This is a genomic window from Streptomyces sp. NBC_00523 (assembly GCF_036346615.1).
Classification (GTDB): domain Bacteria; phylum Actinomycetota; class Actinomycetes; order Streptomycetales; family Streptomycetaceae; genus Streptomyces.
The window spans coordinates 6,990,896-7,010,037 of record NZ_CP107836.1 but is presented as its reverse complement, the minus strand read 5'-3'; the positions used below and the strand labels follow the sequence as shown (position 1 = coordinate 7,010,037).

Genomic DNA, 19,142 nt, shown 5'->3' with positions numbered 1-19,142 from the left:
GTTGGGATGGTGTCATGCAGAAAGCGGTATCCCCACCCTCCGCCGAATCCCTGGCACCCTTCGACCACCTGGACCACCGCTACCGCGGCGAACACCCGGTCCGCACCCTCGCACTCCTCCTCCGCCCGGACCGGGGGCGGCTCGCCCTCGCCGTCGTCCTCTTCACCGTGAAGCACAGCCCCATATGGCTGCTCCCCCTGATCACCGCCACCGTGCTGGACGTGGTGGTCCAGCACGGTGCGGAGTCCGAGCTCTGGCAGGCCACCGGCCTCCTGCTGTTCATCCTCGTCCTCAACTACCCGCTCCATCAGTGGTACGTACGGTGCCTCGGCGGCAGCATCCGCCGCATGGGCATCACCCTGCGCTCCGCGCTCTGCCGCCGCATGCAGCAGCTGTCCGTCGGCTACCACGCCCGGGTCAGCTCCAGCGTGCTCCAGGCCAAAGTGGTCCGCGATGTCGAAGCCGTCGAGCAGATGGTGCAGCAGAGCGCCGACATGGGGCTCGGGGCCGTCGTGACGCTGGTCGGCGGGCTCGTCGTCATCGGCCTCCGGGTCCCCTCCTTCCTGCCCGTCTTCCTGGTCGTCGTCCCCGCCGCCGGGTTCCTCGTGATGAAGCTCCGGGGCAGGCTGCGCAGCCACAACGAGTCCTTCCGGCGGGAGGTCGAGCAGCTGTCGTCCCGGGTCGGCGAGATGACCACCCTCATCCCCATCACGCGCGCCCACGGTCTGGAGCGGACCGCGCTGGGGCGCGTGGACGGCTCCCTGCGGCAGGTGTTCGCCGCCGGTCTGCGCCTGGACATGCTCAACGGCCGCTTCGGCTCGCTGGCCTGGGTCCTGCTCAACACGCTGGGCGTGCTCTGCCTGACCGGGTCCGCGCTGGTGGCGTACCACGGCTGGCTGGCCGTCACCGCCGGTGACGTCGTCATGCTGAGCGCCTTCTTCACGGTCCTGACCGGTTCGGTGACCACGCTGCTCGGGCTCGCCCCGATCCTCACCAAGGGCCTCGAATCGGTGCGTTCGGCGGGTGAGGTGCTCCAGGCACCGGACCTGGAGCACAACGCGGGCAAGGCGCAGGTGGAGCAGGTCACCGGACGCATCGACTTCGAAAACGTCTCCTTCGCGTACGAGGACGAGCGGCCGGCCGTCGACGGGTTCACGCTCTCCGCGCGGCCCGGCGAGACGATCGCCCTGGTCGGCGCGTCGGGGGCGGGCAAGTCGACGGTGCTCAACCTGCTCATCGGGTTCATCCGGCCCACCGCGGGACGCATCCTGCTGGACGGCACCGACATGGCCGGGCTCGACCTGCGCAGCTACCGGCGGTTCCTCTCGGTGGTGCCGCAGGAGTCGATCCTCTTCGAGGGCAGCATCCGCGACAACGTCACGTACGGCCTCGGGCACACCGACGACGCGACGCTGCTCAGCGCCCTGGAGGACGCCAACGCCATGGAGTTCGTCCGCCGGCTGCCCCAGGGCCTGGACACGGTGGTCGGTGAGCGCGGTGCCCGGCTCTCGGGCGGCCAGAAGCAGCGGCTGGCGATCGCCCGGGCGCTGATCCGCGATCCGAGGGTGCTGGTGCTCGACGAGGCCACCTCGGCCCTGGACAACCGCTCCGAGGCACTGGTGCAGGAGGCGCTGTCCCGGCTGGTGCACGGCCGGACCGTCTTCGTCGTCGCGCACCGCCTCTCCACGATCCAGGGTGCCGACCGCATCGTGGTGATGGAGGGCGGCCGGATCGTGGAGGTGGGCACGCACGAGGAACTGCTGGGCCGCCACGGGGTGTACGCGGGCCTTCAGCCGGCGTTCCCGTAGCGGCGGAAGGGGCCCGGGCGCTCCCGGGCCCCTCGTTCACCAGTCGTGGACGGTGCCGTCCAGGAGCCGGTTCACGGGCAGATAGGTCTGCTCATACGGATGGGCCGCCGCGAGCTTCTCGTCCAGCTCCACACCGATTCCGGGCGCCTCGCCGGGGTGCAGGAAGCCGTCGGTGAAGGTGTACGCGTGCCGGAACACCTCCTCGGTGAGGGCGTTGTGGCCGGAGTACTCCTGGATGCCGAAGTTGTGCACGGCGTAGCCGAGGTGGATGGCGGCGGCCATCCCGACCGGGGAGATGTCCTCGGGGCCGTGGATCGCGCTCTTGATCTGGTACTGGGCGGCGAAGTCGAAGAGCTTGCGCAGCGGGGTGACCCCGCCGAAGTGGGTGACCGCGCTGCGCACGTAGTCGATCAGCTGCTCGGTGATCAGCGTCTGGTAGTCGTACACCGTGTTGAAGACCTCGCCGGTCGCGAGAGGCGTGGTGGTGTGTTGGCGCACCAGCCGCAGCGCCTCCTGGTTCTCGGTGGGGGTGCAGTCCTCCAGCCAGAACGGGCGGTACGGCTCCAGGTCCTTGCCGAGCCGGGCCGCCTGAATGGGTGTGAGGCGGTGGTGGGCGTCGTGCAGCAGCGGTATCCCGGCGCCGAACTCCGCGCGTACCGCCTCGAACACGGCGGGGGTGTGGCGCAGGTAGGCGTCCGTGTCCCAGTCCTCGACCAGAGGCCGGGTCTGCTGGTGGAGGACGCGCTCGCCCTGCTCGTCGGTGGTGTGCACCCCGTAGACGGCCTTGAGGCCGGGGATGCCCGTCTGGATGCGGACGGCGGGGTAGCCCTCGTCCAGCCGCTGCCGCACGGAGTCGAGAAGTTCGGGGATGTCGCGGCCGTTGGCGTGGCCGTAGGTGGCGAGGCGGTCGCGGGATGCGCCGCCGAGCAGCTGGTAGAGCGGCAGTCCGGCGGCCTTCGCCTTGATGTCCCACAGGGCGACGTCGACGGCGGCGATGGCGGCCATGGTGACCGGGCCGCGCCGCCAGTAGGCGCCCCGGTAGAGGTACTGCCAGGTGTCCTCGATCCGGTGCGGGTCCAGGCCGGTGAGCAGAGGCACCACATGGTCGGTGAGGTAGCTGACCACGGCGAGCTCGCGGCCGTTCAGCGTGGCGTCGCCGAGACCGGTGACACCGTCGTCCGTCGTCAGTTTCAGCGTCACGAAGTTGCGGCCGGGGCTGGTGACGACGACCTGCGCGTCGGCGATCCTCATGGTGGCTCTCTTTCGGGCTGCGGCGGGCTGCCGCCCGTCGCTCCGACCGGGGGCCGCCCGCTGCATAGAGTGGCGTGCGTGATGGTGCGTGAGGATACGGGACGGACGGGCGGGCGCCGCGGGGGCTACCTGGCGGCGGCGGTGGTCTTCGCCATCGGCATGGCCGGCACCACGCTGCCGACCCCGCTGTACGGGCTCTACCAGAAGGAGATCGGGTTCTCCGAGCTGATGGTGACCGTGGTCTTCGCCGTGTACGCGGTCGCGGTCATCTCGGTGCTCCTGGTCGCGGGCAACTACTCGGACAAGGTGGGCCGCAAGCCGGTGCTGCTGGCCGCCATGGCCCTGTCCGCCGCGAGTGCGGGGTGCTTCCTGCTGGAGAGCGGGCTGCCCCTGCTCTTCGTCGGTCGGGTGCTGTCCGGCGGCGCGGCGGGGCTGCTGAGCGGCGCGGCGACGGCGGCCGTCATCGAGCTCGCGGCGCCGGGGCAGAAGGCGCGCGCCGGGTTCGCCGCGACGGCCGCGAACATGGGCGGCCTGGGCTGCGGCCCGCTGCTCTCCGGGGTACTGGCGGAGTACACGCCCTGGCCGCTGTCCCTGCCGTTCTGGGTGCACCTGGGTCTGGTGGCCGTGGCGTGCCTCATCACGTGGCGGCTGGCGGAGACGGTGGCCGAGCCGCGGCGGTGGCCCCGGCTCCAGCCGCAGGGTGTCAGCGTGCCCGCCGAGGTGAAGGGCGTGTTCGTCCCGGCCTCGCTGGCCGCCTTCGCCGGTTTCGCGCTGCTCGGCCTGTTCACGGCTGTCGCGCCCAGTTTCGCGACCGAGACGCTGGACGTGCACAACCTGGCGGTGACGGGCGCGGTGGTGTTCTCGGTGTTCTGCGCCTCGACGATCGGGCAGTCGCTGGCCCCGCGCATCGGGGCGCGCCGAGCGCTGCCGCTGGGGTGCGGCGTGCTGATCGTGGGGCTTCTGCTGGTCGCCTCCTCGTTGCTGGCGAAGTCGCTGGTGCTGCTCGTCCTGGGTGCCGTCTGCGGGGGCATCGGGCAGGGGCTCGCCTTCCGGGCCGCGCTGACACTCGTGAGCGAGGCGGCCCCCGCCGAGCACCGGGGCGGCACCATCTCGGCGTTCTTCGTCGTCGCCTACACGGGGATCTCCCTGCCGGTGGTCGGCGTGGGCGCGCTGGCGACCGCGGTGGGGCTGCGCGATGCCGGGCTGGTCTTCACGGGCTGCGTGGTGCTGCTGGCGGCGGTGTCGGGGACGTACGCGGCACTGAGGACGCCGTCCGAGGCGTGACGGCCGCACCCGGATAGAGCGGCCATATTCCCCCATTCGGGCTATATTTATGTCTTCGTGGCTTTTCCCTTCACTGGGCTCGGGGATCCGTTCCAACAGGAGGAAGGTGCGTCCGATGACCGCTTCCACCCGAGTCCGCCGCCTGCTCGCCGGCGCCGCCGCGACCGGTCTGCTCGCCGGCGGGGCCGCCCTGGGTACCGCCGGCGCGGCGCAGGCCGCCCCGGCACCCGCACCGGCCGCCGTGTCCGCCGCGACCCACCACCACGGCCACTGCACCTGGCAGCAGGGCCACTGGCAGAAACAGTGGGTCAAGGGCCACTGGGCGAAGCAGTGGGTCAAGGGGCACTACGCCGACCAGAAGGTCTGGCACCCCGGACACTACGACCGGCACGGGCACTGGAAGCCCGGCCACTGGACCCATCACACCCAGTGGGTCAAGGGCCACTGGACCAAGGTGTACGTCCCCGGTCACTGGGACACCCACTGGGTGAAGGGGCACTGGAACTGCCCGCGCTGAGCGAGCGGTCTCAGCCGCACTCCTTCCCGTTGAGCGTGAAGGAGTGCGGCTCGGCGCCCGGCGCGCCGTTCGCCTGGAAGCCGAAGGAGGCGCTGCCGCCCGCCGGGACGGAGCCGTTGTGCCCGGCGTTCTTGACGGTGACCCGGGTGCCGCTCTGTGTGGCGGTCGCGTTCCAGGCATTGCTGACGCTCTCGGCGCCCTGGAAGTCGAAGGCCAGCTGCCAGCCGTCGAGCGGGGCCGGCCCGGTGTTCTTCACCGTCACATCGGCGGTGAAACCCGTGCCCCACGCCTGGCTGACCCGGTAGGTGACGTCACAGGACCCCGGTGCGGGATCGGGCGTGTCCGTCGGGTCGGGCGTCGGGGACGGCTCGGGGGTCGTCGTCGGGTCGGGCGTGGTCGTCGGGTCGGGGTCCGGCCCGGGGTCCGTGCCGTTCGGTGCGGTCCCCCACTGGGGCGCCGAGCCCTCCAGGAGCACCATGTGCGGGGCGTCGACCGGCGTGCCGCCGGGAGTCGTCGCCGTCGACGGGTAGGACCAGTCGTTCGACGGGTCCCAGGCACCGGCCGAGCTGATCCGGAACTGCACCTCCTTGCGGTACGCGGACTGGCCGGCCGGGGCGATGTCCGTATCCGAGCAGTCCACCGTCGCGTAGTAGACGTCGCCCGTCAGATGCGTCGGGCCCGTCACCTCGCCGCACTGGTTGTAGTTGGTGGTGAAGCTGATGTCGCCGGGTGCGACGCCCGGTTCCAGCGTGAAGTAGTAGCGCACCGAGGCGTTGGTGAGCGCGCGGGCGGGCCACGCGGAACGGTTGATCAGGTACGCCTTGACCTCGGTGAAGTTCGCTCCGGCCGCGTTCACCGACGCCTGGACGGACATCTCCGGCCCGTCCGGCTCCTCCGGCTGCGGGAAGTCCGTGAGCGGGCTCCCGCCGTACTCCGCGTAGAGCCGGGCCAGCGCCCCGGTGAAGGCGGCGTTGTAGTCGGTGGCGACCTCGTTGTTGACGTAGTTGCCGCGGTCGTCGGTGTACGTGTCGTCGGGTGCGCTCGGACCGCCCACCAGTGCCCCGTACAGCGTGTGCCGGGTCTCGACCGGGTTGGTCATCTGATCGGTCCACGAGCCGTGGGCCGTGCGGTGGTGCGGTTTGGTCGGCGGGTTCTCGCCGAAGCCGACGACATAGCTCGACCCGCGCGGGTTGTCGCCGAGTGCGTAGTCGATCTGGCGGACCGCGAAGTCGTGGTAGCGGGCCTTGCGGGTGGCGTCACCGGTCAGCCAGTCGGAATAACTCAGCGCGGCGAAGGCGGTGTTCGCGGCGTACCTGAGGGAGCCCCAGCTGTCCAAGACGGCCTGGCCGCCGGGCGAGTAGGGCACCCGCTGCCCGTTGACGCCGACCGTCCACCAGTCGAGCCAGCGGTTCGCGTCGTCGATGTACTTCTGTTTGCCCGTCAGCTGGGCGAGCAGTACATAGGCCCCGTAGGAGGTGTCGTCCCAGGAGAGCGTCCAGCGGTAGGACCGGGTGGTGGTCTGCGGCTCGGTGGAGAGGTTGTCGTAGTACGACTCGGCCTTGGCGAGATACGCGGAGTCGCCGGTCGCCTTGTACAGCCAGATGGCGCCCCAGACGAGTTCGTCGTTGTACCCGCTCCAGGAGTTGTAGTAGCTCTGCGCGTCGGTGATGCAGTCGCTGTACTTGCCCCGGTAGGTGTCGGCGAAGGTGTACAGCTGCTTCGCGTGGGTGATCAGCTTCGCCGCGTACGCCGGGTCGCTGTCCGAGAACACCATCGAGGAGGAGGCCAGGGCGGCGGCCGTCTGGCCCGCCAGGTCGCTTCCGGGGCAGGAGGCGTCGATCTTGTACGCCGGGCGCTTCATCGGCATCACCTCGGCGGGGCCCCACCACTTGTGGTCGTCGCCGCCGTTGCCGACCTGGCCGTACAGCACGTTGGGCGAGGGGTGGGCCTTCAGGAGGTAGTCGTCCACGAAGCGCAGGTTGTTCCGCAGGTAGGGCAGCTGGCCCGACGCTTCGTACGCCGCCCGCTGCTCCGTGCCGCCCCAGGCGAGCATGGTGGCGGAGTAGGCCATGGGGAGGCCGAACTTCACATGGTCCCCGGCGTCGTACCAGCCGCCCGTCAGGTCCAGGCCGGCGTCCTTGCCGTCGTCCAGGGCGGAGTCCCCGCGCCAGGAGACGCGGTTGGTGTCGGGCAGCTTTCCGGACTGCTGGGCCTCGTAGAAGAGGACGGACTTCTGCAGCGCCTCGCCGTAGTCGAAGGCGGGGGCGGCCGCCGCGCCTGCCGGCAGGGACAGCGGGAGCAGCAGGCCCGCGCCGACGGCGAGCGCCAGGGCGACGGCTCCGAGCGGGCGGCCTGGTCTTCGGGAACACCTTCGCAGGGCGGGGAGGGTGAGCGAGCGCAACGGACTTTCCCTTCGTCACGTCGGTGGGGGTGCCGGGTGTGTGCGGGGGTGCGTGCGGGCCCCTCGGGGGCGTGGGAGCGCTCCCAAGGGCGTTGCTCATGAAGCCAGTTCCCGGGAGAGCTGTCAACGGTTGCGGCACGCCCTCTTCAGCGCGACGGCCACCCGTAAACCCCGCATCGGCCACCCGTTCGGGTGACCCCGCGCGCGAACGGGCGTGAAGCGGCCAAGGCTGGCGTACTGAACGCACCCGTGGCGTCGCGGCCGGAGGTACAGATGAGCGCGATGGACATGCCGGCGGATCTGCCGAAGGATTCGGCAGATCCGCCGCCAGGGACCGGCCGGCAGCGCCCAGGATCAGCTGGCTGACGCTCGCCCTGATGACGACGGCGTCGGTGGCGAGTCTGCGGGCCGCGCCGACGATGGCGGTCTACGGACTCGCCTGCGTCTTCCTCTATCTCCTGCCGGCCGTCGTGTTCCTGCTGCCGACCGCGCTGGTCTCGGCCGAACTGGCCTCGGGCTGGCCCGGCGGCGTCTACCGCCGGGTGAGCGAAGGGCTGTCCAAGCCGCTCGGATTCCTCGCCGTGTGGTGCCAGTTCGCGATGACGATCTTCTACTACCCGAGCCTCCTGGCGTTCGTGGCGTCCACGATCGCGTACGTCATCGATCCCTCGCTCGCGTCCAACGGCCTGTACACCGCGATCGTGATCATGGTGCTCTACTGGACCGGTGTCTGGGTGTCGTCCCGGGGTACCAAGGCGCTGGCGGGCCTGTCCTCCTGGGGGCTCGTCATCGGCACGCTGATCCCCGGCACGGTGCTGGTCGTGCTCGGCATGGCGTTCCTCGGACAGGGGAACGGCTCCGCCGCGCCGATGACCTCGGCGCACCTGCTCCCCCAGTGGACGGGGCTCGCCAGCCTGGTGCTCATCGTCAACAACTTCCTGTCGTACTCCGGCATGGAGATGAACGCCGTGCACGTCTCCTCGCTGCGCGATCCGGCGAAGGAGTACCCGAAGTCGATGTTCCTGGCGATGGGTCTGGTGCTGCTGATCTTCATCCTGCCGGCGCTCGCGATCAGCTGGGTGGTGCCCTCCAGCCAGCTGAGCCTGACGGCCGGTGTGATGCAGGCCTTCGACGCGTTCTTCGCGCACTTCCACGTCGGCTGGATGACGCCGATCGCCGCGGTGATGCTGGTGTCGGCGGCGCTCGGCGGGATGCTGACGTGGCTGGCCGGGCCCTCCAAGGGACTGCTGGAGATCTCCCGCAGCGAGGGCTACCTGCCGCCCTATCTCCAGCGGCTCAACAAGAACGGCATCCAGCGGAACATCCTGGTCACGCAGGGCATCGTCACCACCGTCATCGCGCTCCTGTACGCGCTGATCCCGAACGTGTCCAGCGTCTACTGGATCTTCTCCACCATCACGACGCAGGTGTACCTCATCGTCTACCTGCTGATGCTCGTGGCGGCCGTGCGGCTGCGGAAGACCCAGCCGGACCACCCGCGCGGCTACCGCGTCCCGGCGCTCGGGCTGCTGTGCTCGGTCGGTCTGCTGGCGTCGCTCGCGGCCCTGGCCATCGGCTTCGTACCGCCCTCCCAGTTCGGCGGCGGCAGCGTCGGTGTGTACGTGGCCATCGTCGGCGGCGGGCTCGTCGTCCTCGGGCTGCTGATCCCCTGGTTGTTCCTGAAACTGCGCAAACCCGGCTGGCGCACGGCGGCGGCCGATGAGGAGGTCGCGTCATGAGCCCGACCCGCTTCGCCTCCGAGCACCGCTGGCTCTACATCGGCGCGATCGTCCTCCTGGTGGCGCTCGTGGTCGTCGGCATCATCCGGTACGAGAAGGTCAAGACGAACAACAAGGCGACGGAGAAGGCCGAACAGCTGGCCGACGCCGCCGAGGCGGCCGGCTACCCCCGGCCCGACGTGGGCACCATCAAGCGCACCCTGGGCGACGACGGCGGCCAGGTCTGCGAGAAGCCCGGCTCCTCGCTCAAGTCCGCGCTGTGGAAGATGAGCATCTCCAACGGCGCCACCGGCCCCGGCATGCGCCCCGTGATCGGGGACACCGAGGCGATCCGGGCGGAGGCGAAGATCCTGGACCGTCTTCACCGTGGGCGCCCTGCTCGCCTTCGCCGTACCCGCCCGGCTGCTGGGCATGCTCCTGGTGCTCGTGTATCTGACGGTGGGCGTGCAGACGGGTTTCACCAAGCTGCTCGGCGACGTGGGCGGCACGTTCACGGCGGCGGTCGTGCTCGGCGCGGCCACGACCTGGCTGGCGCGCCGGCCGGGCCGCCCGCCCCGCCTGGTCCTGGTGCTGCCGGGCTTCTTCACGCTGACGGTGGGCTCGCTCGGGATGCGGGGGCTGACGGCCCTGGCGGGCGGGTACGCGATCGAGGGCTTCCGCGACCTCACGGAGCTGATCACCCTGGTGACCGCGATCGGCACCGGGCTGCTCCTGGGCGCGGTCCTCGCGCAACGGCCGGGCGACAGCGCCTGACCGCTCTCAGATGCTCGGCGCGTCCACGCCGTCGGCCGGGGCTGCCTCGTTCAGCGCGAACCAGGCGGTCTTCCCCTCCGGCTCGGGCCGTACGCCCCACTGGTCGGCGAGGATGTCCAGCAGGAGCAGTCCGCGGCCCGAGGAGGCGAGCTCGCCCGGGGTGCGCTGGTGGGGCAGTTCGTCGCCGCGGTCCATGACCTCGACCAGCAGACGGCGGGTGCCGGTCTCGCCGGAGACGGTGGCGTTGAGGGCGCCGTCCTGGTCGGTGTGCACGAGGACGTTGCCGAGGAGTTCGGTCGCCAGGAGCACGGCGGTGTCCACCTGGTCCGGGCGCGCCCAGTCGTGCAGCAGCGCCTTGAGCTCCGCACGGGCCTCGGCCAGCCCCTCGCCCTGGTCCTGGCCGACGGTGAGCACCAGGCGGCGCTGGCTGATCTCGGCGCGGGCGTGGATGGCGTCGCGGCGCAGCAGCAGGAGGGCGATGTCGTCGCCGTCGCGGGCGACGGCTTCCTCCCGGGCGCCGGGACCGGGGTCGAGGACGGCCGCCATGAGCCGGTCGGCCATGCCCTCCAGGTCGTCGGTGGGGCCGGGCGAGAACGCGTCGCGCACCCGTACCCAGCCGGTGTACATGTCGTGGCCGCCGTTCTCGATGAACCCGTCGGTGCACAGCATGAGGATCTCGCCCTCGTGCAGGCGCACGGTGTCGATCGGGTAGTCCTCCTCGCCGGGCATCAGTCCGAGCGGCAGCCCGCCGCTGACATGTTTGAGGACACATGTGCCGTCCGGCATACGCAGCACGGGGTGGGGGTGGCCCGCGCGGGCGATGTGCAGGTCGCCGGTGGACGGGTCGGCCTCGATGTAGAGGCAGGTCGCGAAGCGGTCCTCGTCCAGGGTGGTCAGGAAGCGGGAGGCGCGTGCCAGGACGGCGTCGGGGCCGTGCCCCTCGGCGGCGTACGCGTGCACGGCGGTGCGCAGCTGGGCCATGAGCCCCGCGGCGTGCACGTCGTGCCCCTGGACGTCGCCGATGACGACGGCCATCCGTCCGTTCGGCAGGTCGATGCTGTCGTACCAGTCCCCGCCGACCATGAGGCCGCCGCCGGTCGGCACGTAGCGGGTGGCGACGCTGAGGCCGGTCAGGGCCGCCCCGGCCGTGTGCATGCTGCGGCGCAGGCCCCGGGAGAGCTCCAGTTCGGCGCGGCTGGCCCGGGCCCGTTCGAGGACCTGGGCGATCATGCGTCCGGTGACGGTGAGCAGGGCGCGCTCGCTGGCGGTGAAGTCCAGGGTGGTGCGGAAGGCGGCCAGCCAGACCCCGACGACCCGGCCGGCGGTCACCAGGGGCAGGAAGGCCCACGCCTCGCGGCCCTTGCGCGCGGACATGTGCCAGGTCGCCGGGAAGCGGCGGCGGTACTCCTCCGGGGAGGCGAGGTAGACGGCGCGCCCGGTCCTGGCGACCTCGGCGGCCGGGTAGCCGGTGTTCATCGGCATCCGGAAGCCGCGGCCCGCCCCGCCGGGCTGGAATCCGTACTGCCCGAGCGCGGTGAGGTTGCCCTCGGCGACGCCGAAGACGCACTGGCCGTCCAGCGGGAAATCGGGGGCGTACAGGCCGGCAGCGAGTCTCAGGGCCTCGTCGAGGGTGTCGGCGGCGGCGACCGCGTGTCCGGCCGAGAGCAGCAGCGAGTCGCGGCGCCTGGCCTCTTCCGGCGTGCCGGCGGCCCGGGTCCCTCGGTCGGGCCCCGGCGGGAGCGCGGGGTCGGGGCCCGGCGCCTGCATCCGGTTCAGCGCCTCGATCTGGTCCAGCTCTGCCTCGAACGCGTCGGCCGGTGGCTCATGCCGTTCACCACCCATCCGGCTTCCCTTCGTCCCGATGCCGTCGGCGACTGTTCGTTCCATGCTCCGACGGGAGAGCCGGGACCGCAGTGCGAGACATCCGCCCGCCGCGCCCGGAATGTGCCGGGCGGGTAGGACGGCCGGGCCGTCCGCGCGGGCCGGCCGGGGTGACCGGCGGGTCGGGAAGCGCTCGGACGCAGGCCCTGGCCGGGACGGTTCGTGGGCTAGCGGTACGCCGGTGACCTGCGGATATCACTGAAGTCGATGGCACGGTCGGCCTCCCGCATGGTCTCTTCAGCCACCCGGCGCACCTCGGCCATCACATCCCCGTGCTCCTCCACGAGACCTGCGTAGATGGGTGCGTCGGAACTGTCTGTGAAACTCACGTCGAACTGCCTCAATCGGTCGTGTCTGCCGTGGTCCGGCCGGAAACAGGGGCCGATTCTACGCAGGTCCGGTGCCGGGTCCGCACGGGGCACCGCACGTTTGACCTCAAGTTCGCTTGAGCTTCTAGCGTTACTCTCACACCCCCGGTCCGCACCGGCCACCGGGGCCGTACCGATCCGTTCTGCCCCGGAGGCACCCGTATGAGCATGGAAGTGACCGCGTGGACGTCGCTGCACAGCACGATCAGCGCGCAAGCGGACCGCCGCCCCTTCTCCCGCGCCACGGTGCGCCGGATCGCCTCGTTCGCCCGGCCGCGCCGCCGACAGCTGTACCGGTTCCTGCTGCTCAGCGTGGTCAGCGCACTGCTGGCCGTGGCGACGCCGATGCTGGCGGGCCGGGTGGTCGACGCGATCGTGCAGGGGAAGGAGAGCGGCACGGTCGTCCGTATCGCCCTGCTGATCGCGGTGATCGCCGTGGCGGAGGCCGCACTCGGGCTGCTCACCCGGCTGCTGTCGGCCACGCTCGGTGAGGGGCTGATCCTGGACCTGCGGTCGGCGGTCTTCGACCATGTGCAGCGGATGCCGGTGGCGTTCTTCACCCGGACCCGGACCGGGGCACTGGTGAGCCGGCTCAACAACGACGTCATCGGCGCGCAGCGGGCCTTCAGCAACACCCTGTCCGGGGTGGTCTCCAATGTGGTGACGCTGGTGCTGACCCTCGCGGTGATGCTGACGATCTCCTGGCAGATCACGCTGCTCGCGCTCGTGCTGCTGCCGGTGTTCGTCGTGCCGGCCCGGCGGATGGGCTCGCGGATGGCGCGCATGCAGCGTGAGGCGGCCGCGCACAATGCGGCGATGAGCACGCAGATGACCGAGCGGTTCTCGGCGCCGGGCGCGACCCTGGTGAAGCTCTTCGGCCGGCCCGCCGACGAGTCCGCCGAGTTCGCGGCGCGGGCGGGGCGGGTACGGGACATCGGCATCCGTACGGCGATGGCGCAGTCCACGTTCATCACGGCACTCACCCTGGTGTCCGCGCTGGCCCTGGCCCTCGTCTACGGGCTCGGCGGCTACTACGCGCTGCACGGCAGCCTGGAGCCGGGCGCGGTCGTGACGCTGGCGCTGCTCCTCACCCGGCTCTACGCCCCGCTGACGGCGCTGGCGGGCGCCCGGGTCGAGGTGATGAGCGCGCTGGTGAGTTTCGAGCGGGTCTTCGAGATCCTGGATCTGAAGCCCCTGATCACCCAGAAGCCGGACGCCCGTACGGTGCCCGAGGGGCCCGTGTCCGTGGAGTTCGACGGGGTCTCCTTCGGCTACCCGTCGGCCGACAAGGTGTCGCTGGCCTCGCTGGAGGAGGTCGCGACGCTGGACTCGCGGGGCGGCACGCGGGTGCTGCACGAGGTCTCGTTCCGGGCCGAGCCGGGCCAGATGGTCGCCCTGGTCGGCTCGTCGGGCGCCGGGAAGTCGACCATCGCCCAGCTGCTGCCCCGGCTGTACGACACCGATGAGGGAGCGGTACGGCTGAACGGCGTCGACGTACGCGATCTCTCCGCCGAGTCGATCCGGGAGACGCTCGGCATGGTCACCCAGGACGGGCACCTCTTCCACGATTCGGTGCGCGCCAACCTCCTGCTGGCCAGGCCCGGTGCCACCGAGGACGAGGTGTGGTCCGCGCTGCGGCGCTCCCGGCTCGACGGTCTGGTGGCGTCGCTGCCCGACGGGCTCGACACGGTCGTCGGCGAGCGCGGATACCGGCTCTCCGGCGGTGAGCGCCAGCGGCTGACGATCGCCCGGCTGCTGCTGGCCCGGCAGCGGGTGGTCATCCTGGACGAGGCGACCGCGCACCTCGACTCCACGTCCGAGGCGGTCGTGCAGGAGGCGCTGGCCGAGGCGCTGGAGGGGCGCACCGCCGTGGTGATCGCGCACCGGCTCTCGACGGTGCGGGCCGCCGATCTGATCCTGGTCGTGGAGGAGGGCCGGGTGGTGGAGCGGGGTACGCACACCGCGCTGCTGGCGGCGGGGGGCCGGTACGAGGAGCTGTACCGGACGCAGTTCGCCTCGCCGGACGCGGCGGGCGAGGAGCAGGAGCCCGTGGGGTCCGCGTGACGCGAGCGCCCCCGGTCCGTGCGGACCGGGGGCGCTCGGAGCGTGGGGTGCTCAGTCGTTGTCGGTCTCCTGGTGGGTGACCGAGCCGTTGGAGGCGTCGATGTCGAAGGTCGTCTTCTTCCAGTCCTTCGTCACGACGTCGGTCTTCCAGACGAGCGTGCCCTGGTCGTTGTCGTCCAGGTCGAGGGCGGTCACCGTGCCCTGCTGCTTCGCGAGGGCGGCCTTGGCCGCCTGCTGCGGGGTCTGCTTGGCCTGGGTGATCCGCTTGGCCGTCTTGGCCTTGTCCGAGGTGCTCTGGTCGGTGTCCTCGGAGGAGCTGATGACCTTGCCGGAGACGGCGTCGACGTGGACCTTGTGCTTGGTCCCGGTCATGGCGGCGACGGTGGCGACCCACTGCGGGGCACCGGCCGCGGCGCTGCCCGACGGCGAGGGGCTGCCGGTGGGCGAGGGGCTGCCCGTCGGGGAGGGGCTGGGGCTCTCGTCCTCGTCGGCCGCGTCCTCGGCGGTCATGAGTTCGAGATCGACGAGCTTGCCGCCCTTGACCTCGCCCACGGCCGTGGTGATGGCCTTGTCGTAGGTGACCTTGGTGGCGGAGATCAGGTCCTTGCGCTCCTGCTGGTCGTCCGTCATCTGGCCCGGCGAGGCGCTCTCGCTCCCGGTGGGGGACGGACTCTTCGTGGCCTCGGGCACGGCGCGGGCCGCCTCCGAGGTCTTCGTGCTCGCGGAGGTGCTGCCGCTGTCCTGGCCGCAGCCGGTCAGCAGGGCGGCGGTGACCACGACGCAGGCGACGCCGGCGGCGCGCACGCGGTGGGCACGGAGGAATCCGGTGTTCTTGGAGGGGGAGTCACATGTCATGCCCGCATGCTTAACCGCCGCGCGGCCCAGGCATGTGGGATGACCCGGCAGTGTCACCCGATCGATCGCCATCCCGTCCCGGTTCCGCGTGTCGCCGGGGTTCGGGGGGATTTCGTGCACGGCGGGCGAAGATGCGACAACCGTCCGAATTCCCTGGTCACGCGGGTCGCGATCCGGCCGCTTTGGTGCGAGCCTGAAAGCATGACCTGGGCGTCCTGGACAACACGCGGAGTGTATTCGGGGCACGGCGGCGTGCTCACCGATGAGGTCGGGCCGCTGTCCGGTGACCTGACCATCCACACCACTTGGGCCGAGGGCACGGCGCAGATCACCGTGCAGTACACCGATGCGGCCGACTGGTTCACCATGGCGGGCAGCCCCGTGCCCTGTCCGTCCGAGGAAGCGAGCCGCGCGCTGCACGCGGCCGCCGTGGAGGCGGTCCGGCAGGGCTCGGCGGCGACGGTTCCGGTGCTTCAGCCCGGACCCGAGCAGGCGGCGGGCTCGGAATGACCGGTCCCGTACGGGTACGGGACCGGCCGCCGAGCTGTGCCGTGCGAGCGGTCAGGGCCTGATGCCGCTGACCACGTCGGCGGTGGCGGTGATGCCGTCCTGGATCGTGGGGGCCATGCTGGTGCCCGCGAGAAGGAATCCGAGCATTCCGCACACCAGCGCGTGCGAGAGCTTCATTCCGCCGTTGCGGAGGAAGACCACCGCGAGAATCAGCAGAAGCAGCACCACTGAGATCGAAATTGCCATGGCCAGCCTCCTCCGCCGCGCCTGATTTGCGGCATTCGGCGTCAGTGTGGCGCAGCTTGCGGGCCGTCCGGCGCACCGGCGTGTCCGCCAAACGGGTAGCGCTTGAGTCGCGGCCGCCGAACCGGGGAAGGGGCATCGATCGCCGCCGGGGGCGCGGGGTGTTCCCGCGCCCCCGGCGGCGAAACATCAGGGCGCCGGCAACTCCATGAGCGCGGCCACGGTGTCCCGGTGGCGTCCCGCCGTGCCGTACGCGGTGGCGTCGGCCTTGGCCCGCTTCAGGTAGAGGTGCGCGGGGTGCTCCCAGGTCATCCCGATCCCGCCGTGCAGCTGCACGCACTCCTCGGCGGCGTGGACCGCGACCTTCGAGCAGTACGCCTGCGCGACGGCCACGGCCAACGGCGTGTCGGGGCTGCCGGTGGCGAGGGCGTCGGCGGCGTTTCGCGCGGCGGCCCGGGCCGAGACGACCTCCAGCCAGAGCTGCGCCATGCGGTGTTTGAGCGCCTGGAAGGAGCCGATGGGCCGGTTGAACTGGTGGCGTTCCCGGGTGTGTCGCACCGTCTCGGTGAGGCACCACTCGGCGAGTCCCAGCTGCTCGGAGGCGAGTAGCCCGGCCCCTGCCAACAGCCCCCGGTCCACCGCGCGCGCTCCGGCTCCGGCGTCCGCGAGGCGGATTCCGGTGGCGCCGTCGAGCGCGACGGTGGCGAGCGGGCGGGTGAGGTCGAGCGCGACGAGCGGTTCGACGCGTACGCCGGGCGCGTCCGTGGCCACGGCGTACAGGCCGTCCGCGGTGGGCACCAGGAACACATCGGCGGCGGCCGCGTCGGCGACCGGGCCGAGCGTTCCGTCCAGGGCGCCGCTCGCCACCGAGGCGTACACGTCCGCCGAAGCGGCCGCGAACGGCACGGCCACCACCGCGACCTGGCGTCCCTCGGCGAGTCCGGCGAGGAGTTCCGCGGCCGGCCCGTCCTGCGCGCCGAGCGCCAGCAGCGTCTCGGTGGCGACGACGGAGCTGGTCAGGAACGGCGCGGGCGCGACGCTGCGGCCCAGCTCCTCCAGCACGACGGCGGCCTCGCGGTGCGTGGCGCCCTGGCCGCCCAGCTCCTCGGGCACCAGGAGCCCGGCGGCGCCGATGCCGGTGGCGAGCGCCTTCCACAGCTGCGGGTCGTACGGCGTGTCGGACTCGGTGCGCGCGATCACCGACGGCGCGCCGGCCCGGTCCGCCAGCAGGGAGCGGACGGCGGCGCGCAGGTCCTCCTCGGCCTCGGAGTAGAGGAGGTCGGGTGCCTGGCCTGCTTCGGTCCGTGCGGTCATCGGGAGAGGTCCTTCCAGGCGACGTCCTTGTCGTTGCGGGGCTCGGAGGGCAGACCGAGTACGCGCTCGGCGACGATGTTGAGCAGTACCTCGCTCGTACCGCCCTCGATGGAGTTGCCCTTGGAGCGGAGGTAGCGGTAGCCGGCGTCGCGGCCGGTGAAGTCGACCAGTTCGGGACGCCGCATCGTCCAGTCGCTGTACAGCAGGCCCTCGTCGCCGAGGAGTTCCACTTCGAGGCCGCTGATCTCCTGGTTGAGCCGGGCGAAGGCGAGCTTCATGCCGGAGCCCTCGGGGCCGGGCTGCCCGGCGACGAGCTGCTGGCGCAGGCGCTCACCGGTCAGCCGGGCGACCTCCGCCTCGACCCACAGGGTGAGCAGGCGCTGATGCAGGTCGTGGGTGCGCAGTTCGGGCCGTTCGCGCCAGGTCCTGGCGACCGGGCCGATCATGCCGCCCTCGCGGGGGATGCGGGAGCCGCCGATGGAGACGCGCTCGTTCATGAGGGTGGTCCGGGCGACCTTCCAGCCCTCGCCGACGGGCCCGAGCCGGTGGCTGTCGGGGATGCGCACTCCGGTGAGGAAGACCTCGTTGAACTCGGCCTCGCCGGTGATCTGACGGAGCGGACGGACCTCGACGCCGGGGTCGGTCATGTCGCAGATGAAGTAGCTGATGCCGCGGTGCTTGGGCAGGTCGGGGTCGGTGCGGGCGATGAGGATCGCCCAGCGCGCCAGGTGGGCACTGGAGGTCCACACCTTCTGCCCGTCGACCACCCAGTCCTCGCCGTCGCGCACGGCGCGCGTACCGAGGGCCGCGAGGTCGGAACCGGCGCCGGGTTCGCTGAAGAGCTGGCACCAGACCTCCTCCCCCACCCACAGGGGTCGCAGGAACCGCTGCTTCTGCTCGTCGGTGCCGAAGCCGAGGATGGTCGGGGCGGCCATGCCGAGGCCGATGCCGATGCGGCGCGGGTCGTTGTCGGGGGCGTGCGCGGCGGCGAATTCGGCGTCGACCACGGGCTGGAGGGAACGCGGTGCGTCCAGTCCGCCGAGCCCGGCCGGGTAGTGCACCCAGGCGAGTCCGGCGTCGAAGCGCGCCTTGAGGAAGTCGGTGCGCCCGGTGGTCGCCGGGGGGTGCGCGGCGAGCAGTTCGCGCGTGCGGCGGCGCAGCTCGGCGGCGTCGGGTGCGGTCATCGGGCGGCTCCTGACGGGAGGACGACGATGCGGCCGGTGCTGGTGCCGTCGGCGACGCGCTGGACGGCGGCGGCCGCCTCGGCCATCGTGGCCCGCTCGCTGATCAGCGGCTTGATGACGCCCTCGGCGGCGAGCCGGGTCAGCTCCCGGTGGCAGTCGCGTACGGCCTGCGGGTCCTTGGTGTTGTAGAGGCCCCAGTGGAGGCCGAGGACGGAGTAGTTCTTGACGAGGGCGTGGTTGAGCGCGGGGGTGGGGATCGTGCCGGAGGCGAAGCCGACGACGACGATGCGCCCCTCGAAGGCGATGCACTTCACGGACTTGGCGTACGCGTCCCCGCCGACCGGGTCGTAGACGACGTCGGCGCCCCGGCCGCCGGTGAACTCCTTGACCGCGGCGACGATGTCCTCGGTGCGCCGGTCGATGACCAGGTCGCAGCCGAGCGCGGCGGCGGCCTTCGCCTTCTCCGGTCCGCCGACGACGCCGATGACGGTGGCGCCGGCAGCCTTGCCGAGCTGGACGGCGGCGCTCCCGACCCCGCCTGCGGCGGCGTGCACGAGCAGGGTCTCCCCCGTCTTCAGGTGGGCGCGCCGGTGCAGCCCGAACCAGCCGGTCTGGTAGCCGATGTGCAGGGCCGCGGCCTCCGCGTCGTCCAGGGATTCCGGGGCGTCCAGCAGGGCCGCCTCGTCGGCGACGACGTACTCGGTGAGGCCGCCGTGCGGCAGGGCGGGGGTGGCGAGCACCCGGCGCCCGTCCTCGGTGCGGCCGCAGATCTCGACGCCCGGGGTGAACGGCAGCGGGGGCCGTACCTGGTACTGGCCGCGGCAGAGCAGCGCGTCGGGGAAGTTGATGTTCGCCGCGAGCACCTCGACCAGCACCTGCCCGTCGCCGGGCACCGGCCGGTCCGTCTCCTCCAGCCGCATCACCTCGCTCGGCTCGCCGTTCCGGTGCACTCGCCATGCCTGCATGAGGG

At 71.7% G+C, this 19,142-nt stretch carries 15 protein-coding genes and 1 pseudogene; 7 read left to right on the top strand and 9 right to left on the bottom strand.

What is annotated here, in order from left to right:
- Positions 1-14 precede the first annotated feature (14 nt).
- Complete coding sequence (locus tag OHS17_RS31525) at positions 15-1,808, top strand: ABC transporter ATP-binding protein (RefSeq protein ID WP_330314935.1); 1,794 nt, start codon at positions 15-17, stop codon at positions 1,806-1,808.
- 36 nt (positions 1,809-1,844) lie between these two features.
- Here OHS17_RS31525 and manD read toward each other — a convergent pair whose 3' ends face one another.
- Complete coding sequence (gene manD, locus OHS17_RS31520) at positions 1,845-3,059, bottom strand: D-mannonate dehydratase ManD (RefSeq protein WP_330314934.1); 1,215 nt, start codon at positions 3,057-3,059, stop codon at positions 1,845-1,847.
- 81 nt (positions 3,060-3,140) lie between these two features.
- Between manD and OHS17_RS31515 the strand changes: the two genes are divergently transcribed.
- Together OHS17_RS31515 and OHS17_RS31510 are read left to right on the top strand one after the other, a co-directional pair.
- Positions 3,141-4,343 (top strand): MFS transporter, encoded by a 1,203-nt coding sequence (locus tag OHS17_RS31515; protein WP_330315408.1) that lies wholly within the window; start codon positions 3,141-3,143, stop codon positions 4,341-4,343.
- 115 nt (positions 4,344-4,458) lie between these two features.
- Positions 4,459-4,860, top strand: a complete 402-nt coding sequence (locus OHS17_RS31510) for a hypothetical protein (protein WP_330314933.1) — start codon at positions 4,459-4,461, stop codon at positions 4,858-4,860.
- A gap of 10 nt (positions 4,861-4,870) precedes the next feature.
- Here OHS17_RS31510 and OHS17_RS31505 read toward each other — a convergent pair whose 3' ends face one another.
- Positions 4,871-7,261, bottom strand: a complete 2,391-nt coding sequence (locus OHS17_RS31505) for a glycoside hydrolase family 9 protein (protein ID WP_330314932.1) — start codon at positions 7,259-7,261, stop codon at positions 4,871-4,873.
- A 273-nt stretch (positions 7,262-7,534) separates the two neighbouring features.
- Between OHS17_RS31505 and OHS17_RS31500 the strand changes: the two are divergent.
- A pseudogene (locus OHS17_RS31500) lies at positions 7,535-9,000 on the top strand (APC family permease).
- 366 nt (positions 9,001-9,366) lie between these two features.
- Positions 9,367-9,753 (top strand): hypothetical protein, encoded by a 387-nt coding sequence (locus OHS17_RS31495; RefSeq protein WP_330314930.1) that lies wholly within the window; start codon positions 9,367-9,369, stop codon positions 9,751-9,753.
- 6 nt (positions 9,754-9,759) lie between these two features.
- Here the strand turns inward: OHS17_RS31495 and OHS17_RS31490 are convergent, their stop codons facing one another.
- Positions 9,760-11,595 carry an ATP-binding SpoIIE family protein phosphatase gene (locus tag OHS17_RS31490; RefSeq protein WP_330315407.1) on the bottom strand — a complete coding sequence of 612 codons (1,836 nt, stop codon included), beginning with the start codon at positions 11,593-11,595 and terminating at the stop codon, positions 9,760-9,762.
- 206 nt (positions 11,596-11,801) lie between these two features.
- Positions 11,802-11,963, bottom strand: a complete 162-nt coding sequence (locus OHS17_RS31485) for a hypothetical protein (protein ID WP_164629374.1) — start codon at positions 11,961-11,963, stop codon at positions 11,802-11,804.
- Between the two features lie 201 nt (positions 11,964-12,164).
- On the opposite strand from OHS17_RS31485, the gene OHS17_RS31480 reads away from it, so the two are divergent.
- The gene (locus OHS17_RS31480) at positions 12,165-14,066 is read left to right on the top strand and encodes an ABC transporter ATP-binding protein (protein ID WP_330314929.1); all 1,902 of its coding nucleotides are present in this window, start codon (positions 12,165-12,167) and stop codon (positions 14,064-14,066) included.
- A gap of 51 nt (positions 14,067-14,117) precedes the next feature.
- Here the strand turns inward: OHS17_RS31480 and OHS17_RS31475 are convergent, their stop codons facing one another.
- On the bottom strand, positions 14,118-14,921 hold the full coding sequence (locus OHS17_RS31475) for a PepSY domain-containing protein (protein ID WP_330314928.1): 804 nt from the start codon (positions 14,919-14,921) through the stop codon (positions 14,118-14,120).
- Between the two features lie 201 nt (positions 14,922-15,122).
- Here OHS17_RS31475 and OHS17_RS31470 point away from each other — a divergent pair, with 201 nt between their 5' ends.
- A complete protein-coding gene (locus OHS17_RS31470) occupies positions 15,123-15,431 on the top strand; it encodes a hypothetical protein (RefSeq protein WP_026171776.1) in 309 nt (102 codons plus the stop codon).
- Between the two features lie 51 nt (positions 15,432-15,482).
- On the opposite strand, the gene OHS17_RS31465 is transcribed toward OHS17_RS31470, so the two are convergent.
- The 4 genes from OHS17_RS31465 to OHS17_RS31450 form a co-directional block, all read right to left on the bottom strand.
- Positions 15,483-15,677 (bottom strand): hypothetical protein, encoded by a 195-nt coding sequence (locus tag OHS17_RS31465; RefSeq protein WP_026171777.1) that lies wholly within the window; start codon positions 15,675-15,677, stop codon positions 15,483-15,485.
- 186 nt (positions 15,678-15,863) lie between these two features.
- The gene (locus OHS17_RS31460; RefSeq protein ID WP_330314927.1) at positions 15,864-16,988 is read right to left on the bottom strand and encodes an acyl-CoA dehydrogenase family protein; all 1,125 of its coding nucleotides are present in this window, start codon (positions 16,986-16,988) and stop codon (positions 15,864-15,866) included.
- Positions 16,985-18,172 carry an acyl-CoA dehydrogenase family protein gene (locus OHS17_RS31455; RefSeq protein ID WP_330314926.1) on the bottom strand — a complete coding sequence of 396 codons (1,188 nt, stop codon included), beginning with the start codon at positions 18,170-18,172 and terminating at the stop codon, positions 16,985-16,987. The genes OHS17_RS31460 and OHS17_RS31455 overlap by 4 nt, the downstream gene beginning before the upstream one ends.
- Positions 18,169-19,137, bottom strand: coding sequence for an NADPH:quinone oxidoreductase family protein (locus tag OHS17_RS31450; RefSeq protein WP_330314925.1), 969 nt, complete (start codon positions 19,135-19,137; stop codon positions 18,169-18,171). Before OHS17_RS31450 ends, OHS17_RS31455 begins: the two co-directional genes overlap by 4 nt.
- Between the last annotated feature and the right edge of the window lie 5 nt (positions 19,138-19,142).